Raw genomic sequence first — 13,217 nt, forward strand, 5'->3', positions numbered from 1 at the left:
GGGCATGCGACCCCGACCTACGCTGGCGTTCGACCAGTCGGGTGCTTCACCCTTGCGCTTCGGTCACGCCCATCTCGGCCAGGCGCTTGCGGGCGCGCTCTCCGGCGGGGGTGTCGGACTGGGCCGCTATCTTGTAGTGCTCGATCGCCTGCTGGCGGTTGCCGGCGGCGCGTTCTACATTACCCAGGTGCAGATGGCCGTCGGCGGTCGGCAACATTTCGAGACTGGCCTGCAGGTCCGTTCGCGCGCCGGACCAGTTGCCGCGCTGTTCGCGCACCATGCCGCGGCGCAGATGGTGATAGAACCAGCTCGAGTCCCTGGCCAGCGCTTCGGAGAAGGCTCGTTCGGCTGCACCGAAGTTTTCCCGGGTGGCGAATGCATCACCGCGCAGCGCGTGAAACAGGGCTTCATCGTCTTCGATCGACAGCGCTTCCTGCGCTTTCTGCAGGGCTTCGTCGACCCGTCCGTCCTGCAGCGCCTTGCGGCCCTCGTCATGCGCCTTGTAGGCCGGTTCCAGGCGTTTCAGTTTGGCGACTTGCTGACGGTAGGCGTCGCGGGAGATGCGTCCGCCCCGGCCCAGTTCCTCGGCCCGCCGGCGGTTGTTCTCGACGCGTTCCTGCGAGGGCGGGTGGGAAGCGAACAGGCCGTCGAGCCAGCCCGACTGGCGATTCTCGGACAGTCGCACGAAGGTTTCCTGGAGATCGACCGCGGCCGCCGGATCATAGCCGGCGAGCTGCATGTAACGCATGCCGTAGTAATCGGCTTCGCGTTCGGCTTCGCGCGAATAGCGCTGCTGGATGAGCTGGGCGCCGATCATCCCGCCGAGCAGCGCCACCGTGGTGTAGTCGTCATTGTCGGTGCCGGCACCGACGGCAACGGCCCCGAGAATGACGGCGCCCTGGGCCAGGGCGGCGCGTGATGCCGCCTGTGCACTGTGCCGTGCTGCGGCGTGAACGACCTCATGCCCGAGCACAGCGGCCAGTTCCGCCTCGGAGTCGAGCTCGGTCAACAGCCCGCGATTGACGGCAATCTTGCCGCCGGGCAGGGCCCAGGCATTGGGTACGGAACTGTTCAGTACCTGGAATTCGTAGGGCAGTTCGCGATCGGCTGGGTCGGCAACGCTTTGTCCGACACGCTGGACATAGTCGACGAGAGCAGGGTCGAGGACGTAGTCACCGCCCTGGGCCTGGCGCAGCGGGGCATACTGCTGTTCGCCCACCTGGCGCTCCCAGTTCTCGCCGTAGAGACTGAACTCGCTCTCGCCGGTGACCGGATTGGTGGCGCAGGCGGCGAGAAAAAGGGGGATGGCGAGGATGCAGATGATTCGATGCATGGTGGCCTCCGAGCTAAGCGTGATCCTGATTATACGAATCTATGGATTGGTTCGCTTGTTGGCTGGTTAGCTTGTTCGCTGGTTAGCTTGTTCGCTGGTTCGGCCGCCGGTCGTTTTGCGGGGCGGCTTCGCCGCGCCGGGTCTCCAGGCCACGGATATCATTGGCCAACCAGCCAACCAGCCAACCAGCCAACCAGCCAACCAGCCAACCAGCCAACCAGCCAACCAGTTTTAACAGCCGTTCAATGGCAGGTCGGTGTCCAACAGCCGGATGTCGAGCTTGTCCTTGCCGTCTTCCTGGCGCAGGATGCGCACCGGCATCCAGTGGAAGTCGCCGGCGTGCCAGGACAGGTTGTTCTTGTCTGATCCGGGGTTTTCGATACGGCGGATCCGTACGGCCTCGAAGCAGCCGGCGGGGACTTCAACGCGCTCTTCACCGTCGAAGGTGTACTGCTTCTGCTTGATCTCGTCGCGGTCGAGCAGGGTGAAGTCATGTGTTGCGCGGCGCTGTTCGGGGTCGGCCAGGTTGACCGCCAGTTGCAAACGCAGGCTCAGGGGGTCGACCAGGTTGTCGACCAGTTCCACGGTCTTTGTAATTTCCTCGGTGCGCACCTCTGTGGTCCCAGCCTTCCAGTCCGTGCGGTGCTGGAAGAAGCGGTTGTTGGCCGGGGCGTGCTGGGCATGGTGGTAGGTCAGCATTGCGATGCGATCGCCGCGCCAGACGAAGTGGGCGGCTTCCTCGGCAGAGACGTTCAGTGCCTTGACCCACCAGGCCGTGGCCCGGGTATCGGAACGGTAGTGCCATACGCCGTTTTCGAGTTGCCGGAGGCTGACCGCCAGTTCGCCGATTTTCTTGCCGTGGCGCAGGACTTCGTAGTGAGCTTCGTGCGGTGGCAGGGGCGGTTCTTCAGCGGCCATGGCCGGCATCAAGAAGGCCACCGTCGCGACCAAGATCGCGATCGAGTAGCAGCGGCTGACGCAGCGGTGTGTCGTCGAGGTGGGTGCTGTCATGGTGGAGTTCGACCCGGTGTTTGAGCAAAAGTGCCAGCGTAGCAGGGTAGAGCAGGTGTTCCAGCGGCAGCAGTCGCTCGGCCAATGCGTCGGCGGTGTCGCCGGGCCGAACCGCCACGCGCGCCTGGCTGATGACCGGGCCGGCATCCAGGTCTGGCGTGACGAAGTGGACGCTGGCGCCGTGTTCATGTTCGCCCGCGTCGAGAACGCGCCGGTGGGTGTGCAGGCCGCGATGGCGAGGCAGCAGGGAAGGGTGGATGTTGAGCATTCGCCCGAGATAGTGCTGCACCAGTTCTCGGCCGAGCACACGCATGAAACCGGCCAACACGATAAAGCGCGGATCGAAGCCGTCGATGGCGGTCATCAGCGCCCGCTCGAAGGCGGACCGGTCCGGAAATCGGGCAGGCTCGATCATGACCGTGTCCAGGCCATGTCGCGCTGCATGATTGAGCCCGGCCGCTTGCGGACGATCACTGACGACGGCCGCGATGCGTGCCGGCAGGCGCCCGGCCTCGATGGCAGCTTGTATCGCTTGCAGGTTGCTGCCCCGCCCGGAAATCAGGACGACCAGGCGGGCCGGTTCCGCTGCCATGTCAGAGATAGTGCACCCGATCGCCGTCGGCATGCTCCGTGACCCGGCCGATGGTGACGACCGGCTCGTCGAGCGCATCGGCAATGCGCGCTACCTCGCCTTCCGGCACGACCAGCACAAAGCCGATGCCCAGGTTGAAAGTGCGCCGCAGTTCCGCATTGCTGATGCCGCCGGCATCGCGCAGCCACTCGAACACCGCCGGCAAGGACCAGGCGGCGGCGTCGATTTCGAGCCCGAGTCCGTCGGGCAAGACCCGGACGATATTCTCGGTCAGGCCGCCGCCGGTGATGTGGGCCATGCCGCGGATGTCATGCTCGCCCAGCAGCTGCCGGACCTCGGGGACGTAGATCCGCGTCGGCGCCAGCAGTGCCTCGCCCAGGCTGGTCTCTCCCATCGGCTGCTCGAGCGCGGCCTGGCTGACTTCGATGACCTTGCGTATCAGTGAATAGCCGTTGCTGTGCGGTCCGCTCGAGGCCAGCCCCAGCACGACGCAGTCGGTGTCGATGTTGGAACCGTCGATGATGCCGTCGCGCTCGACCGCGCCGACGGCAAAGCCGGCCAGGTCGTATTCGCCGTCGCCATACATGCCCGGCATTTCGGCCGTCTCGCCGCCGATCAGGGCGCAGCCGGCCTGCTGGCAGCCTTCGGCAATCCCGGCGACCACATCGGCAGCGGCATCGACATCAAGCCGGCCGCAGGCGAAGTAGTCGAGAAAGAACAGCGGCTCGGCCCCACACACCAGAATGTCGTTGACGCACATGGCGACCAGGTCGATACCGATGCTGTCGTGGCGGTCCAGTTGCCGGGCCAGCAGCAGCTTCGTGCCGACACCGTCGGTGCCCGAGACCAGCACCGGATCGCGAAACTTGTCACCCAGGTGGAACAGCCCGCCGAAACCGCCCAGCCCGCCGAGCACTTCAGGGCGAGTGGTCCTGGCCACCAGCGGTTTGATGCGGTCGATCAGGGCGTTGCCGGCATCAATGTCGACACCGGCATCGCGATAGCTCAGGGACGGGCGTTTGCGCTCGGACATGGGTTTGGCCGCGGAGAGTAAGGATTGCCGCACATTATGACGGATTGGGCCGGCAGTTTGATCGCTGTTGCGGGCTCTCTCCCAGCGTCGGAAACGCGGCTGAAGACCTGCGCGCCTGTGCTATCTTTGCGCCGTGATGATTCGCTTGCTGTTCATTTCCCTGACTCTGGCGACCGCGCTGACAGCACAGCCGGTCTGCGCCACGCCGCTGTATGTCGGCGAGGTGGCGATCGAGCGGCAGCCGGGCAGCGCGGGCGATCGCCTGGCGGCGCTCGACCAGGTGCTTGCCCGGCTGACGGGCCGCTTCGAGGGCTCGCTGGTCCGGGAGCTCGGGCTCGGGCCGGAAGATCTCGATGAGCTGGTGCTTTCGCAGCAGCTTGCCGAGCGTTCTGTCGTCACGCCTTCGGGTGAGAGTGAAGAGGAGTTGCGCCTGGAAGTCGAGTTCGACGAGCCGACCATCAATGAACTGTTGCGCCGCAACCAACTGCCACGCTGGGGGCGGGAGCGCTCGGCGGTGTTGCTGTGGATGGCCATCGAGGATGAAGCGGGCGCCCGCTTTGTCGAAAGCCCCCATCTGGAATACCTGGTTCTTGAACATGCGCGGCGGGTCGGGCTGGACGTCATTCGGCCGCTCAGCGATGCGCTTGATCTGGCTGAAGTCACCCTGGCTGACGTACGCGGCGGTTTTCTCGGCTCTGCCGAGGCGAGCGCGCAGCGATATGGCGCCAGCGTGATCGCGATGCTCGATTTGCGTCGGCGTGGTGACGACGATGATGCCGTCCTCTGGAACGCGCGCTGGCGCTGGCGGGTCGAGGGGCAGGACGCCGGCCTCGACCGGTCCGGCGAAGATGTCGAAGCGCTGATCCGCGCAGGTTTGCAACGCCTGTCCTCGCAGCTGGCGGGCCGCTACGGCGTGCTCGATACCGACGGTGCCCCCACGCGCTGGCTGATTGGGGTCGATGGCATCGTCGATGAAGTTCAGTATGCCGAGGTATTACGCCATCTGGACAACCTGAGTGTGGTGGAGAACGTGCGGGTCGTCTCGGCGGTCGAGCGCGAAGTGGTTTTCGAAGTGCTCGCCCGAGGTGAGCGCATCGAGCGTTACCTGACCATGGGCGGCTTGCTGGTTCCCCGACAGGGTCGAACTGGCAATCGCCTCGACTTCAGGCTGGCGCGTTGAACCTCAGTTTCCTGCCCAATCTGCTCACTATCGGCCGGATGCTGGTCGTGCCGCCGATGGTCTGGCTGTTGCTGATCGGAGAGTATCAGTGGGCGCTGGCGCTGGCGGTGTTTGCCGGTGTTTCCGATTTGCTCGACGGCTGGCTGGCGCGGCGATTCGGCTGGCAGACGCGCTGGGGTGGCGTGTTCGATCCGCTGGCCGACAAGCTGCTGATGATGGCCGGCTACCTGACGCTCGGCTGGCTGGGCGAATTGCCCTGGTGGCTGATTGGCATGGTGGTGTTTCGCGACCTGGTGATCGTGGTCGGAGGTTACATCTACTACACCCGCTTTGAGCGATTCGAGGCCGAGCCGACCCAGCTGTCGCGATTCAATACGTTCTGCCAGGTTTTCCTGCTGTGGTTCGTGCTCGTTCGCCTGGCCGGCGTTTCCCTGCCGCCGGAGGCGCAGATCGGCCTGGTCTGGCTGGTCGGCGTACTGGTCGTTCTGACGCTCGTTCAGTATGTCTGGATCTGGGCCGGGCGGGCTGTCGAGGTCAGTCGATCGCGCCGTGAGGGCGGTGACGGCCCGGCATCCTGAAGGTGCCGCCGTGAGTCGTACCCAGCTTCCCCTGGCGCTCAAGCCGCCACGCCGGCCACGCTTTGACAACTTCGTTGCCGGCCCCAATCAGGCGGTCATTGCCACACTGTCGCAGGGCGTCGAGCGCGGCGGCTGGTATTTTCTGGTGGGTCCGGCCGGCAGCGGGCGTTCGCACCTGGTTTCCGCCTTTTTCTCCGACCGCTGTCAGCGAGACGAACAGGCGCATTTCATCGCCCCGGGCAATCCACAGCAGCGCTTGTTGCTCGGGCATGCCGATGGCGACTGGGTCGTGCTCGATGACATCGACATTCTGGCCGGTGACGACGATGGCGAGCTGGCCCTGTTCAATGCGCTCAATCGCTGGCGAGCCGGGCGTACAGGGGTGCTCATGAGCGGAACAGGGCGCGACGGTTTCGTGCTGCCCGACCTGCGTTCACGCCTGGGCCAGGCCACGCGCTTGACGCTCAAGCCGCTGGAGGAAGGCGATCTGGGCGAGCTGGTGCGCCGCATGGCGGCCGAACACGAAGTGTTGCTCGGCCGCGGGGTGGTCGACTACATCCTCAGCCGGGCGCCGAGAAACGCCGGCCGGATCGCCGAGCTGGTCGAATCCGGCGCCCGCCGCGCCCTGACCGAGCGGCGCACCCTTTCGGTGCCGTTGGTGAGGGAGATATTAAGCACCAAATAACAAGCACCACATCAAACAAATTCCAATTTCTAATGCTCGAATGACCGAAACGGGTGCCAGCTTCCAGGGAAAGGCCGGGATGCGGTCCCGTTTTGATCATTGGGATTTGATCATTGGCACTTGTTTGATGTGGTGCTTGGAATTTGATCATTGAATGCTAGTAGGCATCCTGATGCACTCCCTTCACCGCTCTTCCCGAAGGATCAGCCGTATTGGCAAAGTTCTCATCCCACGCCAGCGCCTCGGGCGTGGAGCAGGCGACCGACGGCCCGCCGGGTACCGTGGCGGCCGCAGCCGGCGAGGGGAAATGGCGTTCGAACAGTCGTCGGTAGAGACAGGCTTCCTTCGTCGCCGGTGGATTGATCGGGAAACGACGAGTGGCCTCGGCCAGTTCGCGGTCGCTGACTGTTTCTTCGGCGCGGGCCTTGAGCGCGTCGATCCAGCCGTAGCCAACCCCATCGGAAAACTGCTCTTTCTGGCGCCAGAGAATCTCGTCGGGCAGCAGGTCAGCGCCGGCCTCGCGCAGGATGGCCTTTTCGGGTCGGTCCGGGCCCGGCATCTTGGCGGCCGGGTCGATCGACATGGCCACGTCGAGGAATTCGAGATCCAGGAAGGGGACGCGCGCCTCCACGCCCCAGGCAGCCATCGCCTTGTTGGCGCGCAGGCAGTCGAACTGGTGCAGCTTGTCGAGCTTGCGGACGGTTTCGGCGTGGAAGGCCTGCGCATTCGGTGCCTTGTGAAAATACAGGTAACCGCCGAAGATTTCGTCGGCACCCTCCCCGGAGAGCACCATCTTGATGCCCATGGCCTTGATGCGACGTGCCAGCAGGAACATCGGGGTCGACGCCCGCACGGTGGTGACGTCGTAGGTCTCGATGTGGGCGATGACGTCGTCCAGCGCATCAAGGCCTTCCTGGATGGTGTAGTGGAATTCGTGATGCTGGGTTCCGATGGCCTCTGCGGCAATGCGCGCGGCAGCCAGGTCGGGTGAGCCTTCCAGGCCGATGGCGAAAGAGTGCAGTCGGGGCCACCAGGCGGCCTCGGTGTCGTCCGACTCGACGCGGCGGTCTGCATAGTGCTTGGTGATTGCGGCGATCAGCGAGGAATCCAGGCCGCCGGAAAGCAGCACGCCATAGGGCACGTCGCCCATCATCTGGCGGTGGATCGCGTCTTCCAGCGATTGGCGCAGTCGGATAGGGTCGGCCGGCTGACTCGCATTGCCGAAATCGCGCCAGGCCGGCTCGTACCAGCGGCGGATTACTCCTTCGGCGGAATCGAGCAGGTGGCCCGGCGGAAAGGCCTCGACCTGTCTGCACCAGGGTTCGATGGCCTTCAGTTCGGAGGCGACCCAGAGCATGCCGTCCTCGTCGCGGCCGTGGTAGAGCGGCATGACACCGAGCGGGTCGCGGGCAATCAGGTAACGGTCCTTGTCCTCGTCGTAGAGGACGAAGGCGAAGATGCCGTTGAGGCGGTTCAGGAAGTCGGTGCCGAAGCGTTGGTAGAGAGCGAGGATGACTTCGCAGTCGGAGCCGGTGCGAAAGTCATAGTCGCCGCAGTCGGTTCGCAGCTGGCGGTGGTTGTAGATTTCGCCGTTGACGCCCAGCACCTGCTTTTCGTCTGGCGAGAGAATGGGTTGGGCGCCGGAGTCGACATCGACGATGGCCAGGCGCTCATGGGCGATGACCGCCCGGTCGTGGACGTAGATGCCGCTCCAGTCGGGCCCGCGATGGCGTTGTCTACGCGAGGCCTCCAAGGCAAGACCCCGCAGGCCGGTGCGACCTGCGGGGATCTCGAATAGCCCGAGAATCGAGCACACCTGGGAGACCTAGTCTTTGAGGGTCACCGCACTGCGGAACTCGATACCGCGGTCGGTCAGGTGCAGGCTGACGGAGGTGTAGTCGTAAAACTCGGCGATGGCTTCCATTCCGGCCGACGGGTTGCTGAAGGCTTCGTCTTGTTCCATCTCCTCGAACTCGGATTCGAGCGTGGTCATGACCCGGCCCATCAACTCGGCGTAGGCAGAAAAATCGATGCCGTACCTGAGGATCGCACCGCCGCCTTCTCCCGGCTCCATCGCCTCGCCCAGGCGCTCGCGTTGACTTTCACCCACGGCGATTCCCAGGGCGCCGTCGCCCAGGCCGATGAAGGCGGGAATTCCGGCTGGAAGATTCGGGATCACGCCTTCCGGCACGGGTTGTGGTTCTCCGCCGGGCGTGAGATCGAGTGCCGCCAGATCGGGTGAGAACATTTGCGCCATGCCGAGCATCATCTGCGGATTGCGCATGAACAGGGCCAGCGTGCCCTGGGCTGACTCGAGCTCGAGCGACTCGCTGATTTCGAAGTCATTGAGACTGACGCGCAGGCCCTGGAAGTTGGTGACCACCGGCGGAATCGGCTGGTTGAGCGCCTGCTGCCACTCTTGGGCTTTTTCGCCGATGCTCGCAAAAGCCCGGCACTGCGGCGGATTGTTAACCCAGCCCGCGACCAGTTCGCGCGCGAAATCGCGCGTCCCGACGATGTTGAGTGCCAGGCCCAGGTCGAGCAGACCGGGCTCACCCTTGTCGAGGCTGATCGGCGTATCGGCGATGGCGCCCATGCGCTTGGCGAACGAAGCTTCGGTCTCGACCGTCACGTCGAACGCCATGGTCGACTCGTTCATCTCCGTGTAGCCGAGGCTCAGGCGTGGAAAGGTCTCGACCAGGGCGTTGAATTCCGCCCGGCAGACCGGGTCGGCGGCCATTTCGGCCAGGTTCTCGGACTCGCGGGCCGTCTGCAGCATCTCGTCGTCTTCGTCAAGCAGCAGGTTTACGACGTGTGCAAAATCAACGAACCCGCTGCCGTAGGGCATGTAGCCGCGCTCTTCGGAAAACTGTTCGAGGTCAGCCGGATCGAATGCACGGGCCGGCTGGTCCAGATTGGCGACGCGGCGCATCAGAGCCAGGTTGTCGGGAATGATGGCGGCGGTCACGTAGCGGTCATCGTGCGAAACCGCCACGCCGACATCCCCGAGTCCGATCCAGAGCACGCGGGCGTCGTCGATGTCACGCCATTCCGGTTCGACTTCGGCCTCGCCGATAACCCGGTCGATGGTGGCCTGGAAAGCCTCTGCATCCGACAGTTGCCAGGTGACGAAGGGGAAGAGCGAGACCGCATGCACGGCCCAGCGACCGTTGGGCTCGATGCCGCGTTCGGCCAGGGCCTCGCGGCTGTCGATCTGCGCCAGTTCACGCAACAGCGCCGCGGCGGCGGGTGTCTCGTCGAGTTCGTCGGCAACTCCGTTATAGGTTTCGCGGTTGAACTCCGCCATCGAGGCCATGGGTGCCCAGAGCAGCTCGCTGAGATTTTCCGGTAGCTGTTCGGTGTTGGCAATCAGCCAGGCGGTGTCGGCATCGATGCGGTCAAAGAGGGCATGACTGGCTGCTCCAGCGGCGCTTGACCCGGCTTCGCCGGTCGATGTGGAGTCGGCTTCGTCGCGGCCGCAGCCGGCCAGGAGCAGGGCACAAACCCCGAAAACGGCAATCTTGCGAATCATGTTCGATCCCTCCTAGGGGGATGGGTGGTCTCGTGGTAATAGTGTTATACAACACCAACACACTTGTCAAGTTTTTTGGATTGGCATGTTGGCCGGTTCGCTAGTTGCTCGTTAGCTGTATGCCGTAGTTTCCGTCCTGTGGCGATGTGCCCTGGATCAGCGATCCAGAACCCGGGTTGTCATTCAACCCAGGGACTTCACGCCGCTGATCAAGGCTTGCGCCACCTTCTGGGCGTCACCGTAGAGCATGCGGGTGTTTTCCTCGAAGAACAGCAGGTTTTCGATGCCCGAAAAGCCGGTGCCCTGGCCGCGCTTGATGACGATGCAGTTCTTGGCACGGTCGGCGTCCAGGATCGGCATGCCGTGGATCGGGCTGCTTGGGTCCTTGCGTGCGGCCGGGTTGACCACGTCGTTGGCACCGATCACCAGCGCGACATCCGTGGTCGGGAACTGGGCGTTGATGTCTTCCAGGTCGTGGATGACATCGTAGGGCACGCCGGCCTCGGCCAGCAGCACGTTCATGTGGCCGGGCATGCGCCCCGCGACCGGGTGAATGGCGAAACTTACCTTTACGCCGCGGGCGGTCAGCAGTTCGGTCAACTCCCAGATCTTGTGCTGTGCCTGGGCCACGGCCATGCCGTAGCCGGGAATGATGATGACCTTCTCCGCGTAGGCCATCTGGATGGCAGCGTCGGTGGCGTCGATTGACTTCATCTCGCCGCTGGCTGCCGCACCGGCAGCGTCCTCGTCAGCCTTGCCGAAGCCGGCGAAGAGCACGTTCGAAAGCGGGCGGTTCATGGCCTTGGCCATCAACTGGGTCAGCAGGGAGCCGGCCGCACCGACGACGATGCCGGCGATCATCATCGCAGGATTCTGCAGTACGTAACCCTCGAAGCCGACCGCCAGGCCGGTCAGGGCGTTGTAGAGCGAAATCACCACCGGCATGTCGGCGCCGCCGATGGGTACGGTGATCAGCAGGCCGGCGAGCAGGGCGAAGGCGAAGAAAGCGATCAGCACGCCCGTGGAGGCACCCTGAACGACCAGAACCGCACCCAGCACCACGGTCGTGACGAACACCAGCAAGTTGAGTATCTGCTGTCCGCTAAAGCGCCAGGTCTTGCGCATCCAGCCCTGAAGCTTGGCAAAAGCGATCAGCGAACCGGTAAACGCGATCGAGCCGATAATGCCGCCGAGCACGGCCAGTATGATCGTGGCCAGGTCCATGGTGACCGCGCCGCTTGATGCCTTGAGCAGTTCAACGCCGGCGATGGCTGCTGCTGCGCCGCCGCCCATGCCGTTGTAGAGCGCGATCATCTGCGGCATGTCGGTCATGGCCACACGCTTGGCTGTCCACCAGGCGGCCACCGAGCCGATGGCGATGGCGACGATCATCAGGGCGTAGTTGCCCTTGACCTCCGGGTGGACAAAAGTGACCAGGACGGCGACCAGCATGGCCGCGCCCGACCACAGGATGCCGCGCCGGGCGGTGACCGGCGAACTCATGGCCTTCAGGCCGTAGATGAACATCACCGCGGCGATGAAATAGGCGGCGGGAATGATGAAGTCGAGTGCGGAGGTCATCGTTTATTCCTTCTTCCGGCCGGTGGAACTGAACATCTCCAGCATGCGTTCGGTGACCACGTAGCCGCCGACGACGTTGCCTGCTGCCAGCACGACGGCGATGAAGCCGACGATGATCTCCGCTGAGGTGTCGGCCATGCCCAGGATGACCATGGCGCCGACGAGCACAATGCCGTGGATGAAGTTCGATCCCGACATCAGCGGGGTGTGCAGAATCGACGGCACCCGCGAGATCACCTCGACCCCGGTAAATGCCGCCAGCATGAAGATATAAAGTGCGACCCAGCCTTCCATGGCTACTCCCGATTGAGCGTTAATTTGGAACCGCAGATGAACGCAGATGAACACAGATCAAAATAAAGAATACGCGCATGCGGTGCTAACTGCCCGGATTGGCACGCACCTTCATCCAGTGTCTGAATCATTCAATCTGCATTTATCCGCGTTTATCCGCGTTCATCTGCGGTTATCTAATCCTTTTCAAGAAACTTGTCGTGAACGATCGCGCCGTCGTGCGCCAGCAGGCAGCCGGCGATGACGTCGTCTTCGGTGTCGACCTTCAGCCCGCCTTCCTCGTCGATCAGCAGCTTGATCAGGTTGTGGAGGTTGCGGGCGTACATTTCCGAGGCGTGCAGCGGCGCGCGACTGGGCAGGTTGGTCGGACCGTTGACCAGCACGCCGCCGTGATTGACCGTCTCGCCGGCCTTTGTCAGTTCGCAGTTGCCGCCGGTCTCGGCGGCCAGGTCGACGATCACGCTGCCCGGGGCCATATCGTCGACCATTTCCCGAGTGATGATTTTCGGCGCAGGGCGGCCGGGAATGGCGGCGGTGCTGATTACCGCGTCGGCTTTCGCCAGGTGCTTGGCCAGCGCATCGGCCTGCTGCTGACGTTCCTCGTCGGTCAGCTCACGCGCGTAGCCGCCTTCCGTCTCGGCATCCACACCGGTATCGATCATCTTTGCCCCCAGGGACTCGACCTGTTCGCGTGCCGCGGCGCGAATATCGTAAGCCTCGACCTGAGCGCCCAGGCGCCGGGCCGTGGCAATGGCCTGCAGGCCGGCCACACCGGCGCCGATGACGACGACCTTGGCCGGGCGCAGCGTGCCCGCGGCGGTGGTCAGCATCGGGAAAATTCTCGGTGCGATGTCCGCGGCGATGATCACCGCCTTGTAGCCGGCGATGGTGGCCTGTGAAGAAAGCACATCCATGGCCTGGGCGCGGCTGATGCGCGGCACCAGTTCCATCGCGATCAGCGACAGGCCCTGTTTGGCCGCCGTCTCGAGCGCGTCGAAGTCCTGGTACGGCGAGAGCTGGCCGATGACGACGCTGCCCTGGCCGAGTTTCTCGAGCACCTCCGGTTCGGGGCGTCGTACGGACAGGAGGATCTGGCACTTTCCGGCCAGTTCAGCGACATCCTCGACGATGGTGCACTCGCCCCAGCTGTCGTCCGGATGGCCGGATTCAGTGCCGGCGCCGGCCTGCACGAGCACTTGGTGCCCGTCGGCAACAAGCTTGGCGGCGGTGGGTGGATCCAGCGCCACGCGGCGTTCGCCAGGCGCGGTTTCCCGGACAATACCGATCTTGAGCGTCATGGGATTCCCTTCGAATATCTGTCGATGAGTGTAGCCGGTCACAAGCGGCTTGTTCAATTGAGATTTGGTTTCAGTCCGTCACTTCGCAATCTCATCGAAA

At 64.1% G+C, this 13,217-nt stretch carries 12 protein-coding genes; 3 read left to right on the plus strand and 9 right to left on the minus strand.

From position 1 onward, the window contains the following. Positions 1-46: 46 nt before the first annotated feature. The 4 genes from G4Y73_RS03770 to purM form a co-directional block, all read right to left on the minus strand. Positions 47-1,333 carry a M48 family metalloprotease gene (locus G4Y73_RS03770; protein WP_164229572.1) on the minus strand — a complete coding sequence of 429 codons (1,287 nt, stop codon included), beginning with the start codon at positions 1,331-1,333 and terminating at the stop codon, positions 47-49. Positions 1,334-1,564: 231 nt separating this feature from the next. Further along, positions 1,565-2,251, minus strand: coding sequence for a DUF3108 domain-containing protein (locus G4Y73_RS03780; protein WP_164229574.1), 687 nt, complete (start codon positions 2,249-2,251; stop codon positions 1,565-1,567). Continuing rightward, the gene (gene purN / locus G4Y73_RS03785) at positions 2,241-2,936 is read right to left on the minus strand and encodes a phosphoribosylglycinamide formyltransferase (RefSeq protein ID WP_164229576.1); all 696 of its coding nucleotides are present in this window, start codon (positions 2,934-2,936) and stop codon (positions 2,241-2,243) included. The genes G4Y73_RS03780 and purN overlap by 11 nt, the downstream gene beginning before the upstream one ends. 1 nt (position 2,937) lies before the next feature. Next, complete coding sequence (gene purM, locus G4Y73_RS03790; RefSeq protein ID WP_164229578.1) at positions 2,938-3,969, minus strand: phosphoribosylformylglycinamidine cyclo-ligase; 1,032 nt, start codon at positions 3,967-3,969, stop codon at positions 2,938-2,940. A 136-nt stretch (positions 3,970-4,105) separates the two neighbouring features. Between purM and G4Y73_RS03795 the strand changes: the two genes are divergently transcribed. From G4Y73_RS03795 to G4Y73_RS03805, 3 genes are read left to right on the plus strand one after another with little or no spacing between them, the layout of a single operon-like run. Further along, positions 4,106-5,149, plus strand: coding sequence for a DUF2066 domain-containing protein (locus tag G4Y73_RS03795; protein ID WP_240451190.1), 1,044 nt, complete (start codon positions 4,106-4,108; stop codon positions 5,147-5,149). Further along, entirely contained in the window at positions 5,146-5,727 is a 582-nt protein-coding gene (locus G4Y73_RS03800) for a CDP-alcohol phosphatidyltransferase family protein (RefSeq protein WP_164229582.1), read from the plus strand. Before G4Y73_RS03795 ends, G4Y73_RS03800 begins: the two co-directional genes overlap by 4 nt. A gap of 10 nt (positions 5,728-5,737) precedes the next feature. Further along, positions 5,738-6,412, plus strand: coding sequence for a hypothetical protein (locus G4Y73_RS03805; protein ID WP_164229584.1), 675 nt, complete (start codon positions 5,738-5,740; stop codon positions 6,410-6,412). Positions 6,413-6,569: 157 nt separating this feature from the next. On the opposite strand, the gene asnB is transcribed toward G4Y73_RS03805, so the two are convergent. The 5 genes from asnB to G4Y73_RS03830 all read right to left on the minus strand — a co-directional run bounded on the left by asnB (position 6,570) and on the right by G4Y73_RS03830 (position 13,117). After that, positions 6,570-8,228: an asparagine synthase B gene (gene asnB / locus G4Y73_RS03810; RefSeq protein WP_164229586.1), complete on the minus strand. Its 1,659-nt coding sequence runs from the start codon at positions 8,226-8,228 to the stop codon at positions 6,570-6,572. Between the two features lie 9 nt (positions 8,229-8,237). Then, entirely contained in the window at positions 8,238-9,944 is a 1,707-nt protein-coding gene (locus G4Y73_RS03815; protein ID WP_164229588.1) for a hypothetical protein, read from the minus strand. Positions 9,945-10,127: 183 nt separating this feature from the next. Next, positions 10,128-11,525, minus strand: a complete 1,398-nt coding sequence (locus tag G4Y73_RS03820) for an NAD(P)(+) transhydrogenase (Re/Si-specific) subunit beta (RefSeq protein ID WP_164229590.1) — start codon at positions 11,523-11,525, stop codon at positions 10,128-10,130. Between the two features lie 3 nt (positions 11,526-11,528). Beyond that, positions 11,529-11,819 (minus strand): NAD(P) transhydrogenase subunit alpha, encoded by a 291-nt coding sequence (locus G4Y73_RS03825; RefSeq protein WP_164229592.1) that lies wholly within the window; start codon positions 11,817-11,819, stop codon positions 11,529-11,531. 176 nt (positions 11,820-11,995) lie between these two features. Next, a complete protein-coding gene (locus tag G4Y73_RS03830; protein WP_164229594.1) occupies positions 11,996-13,117 on the minus strand; it encodes an NAD(P) transhydrogenase subunit alpha in 1,122 nt (373 codons plus the stop codon). Positions 13,118-13,217 lie beyond the last annotated feature (100 nt).

This window comes from Wenzhouxiangella sp. XN201, from assembly GCF_011008905.1.
Taxonomy (GTDB): Bacteria; Pseudomonadota; Gammaproteobacteria; order Xanthomonadales; family Wenzhouxiangellaceae; genus Wenzhouxiangella.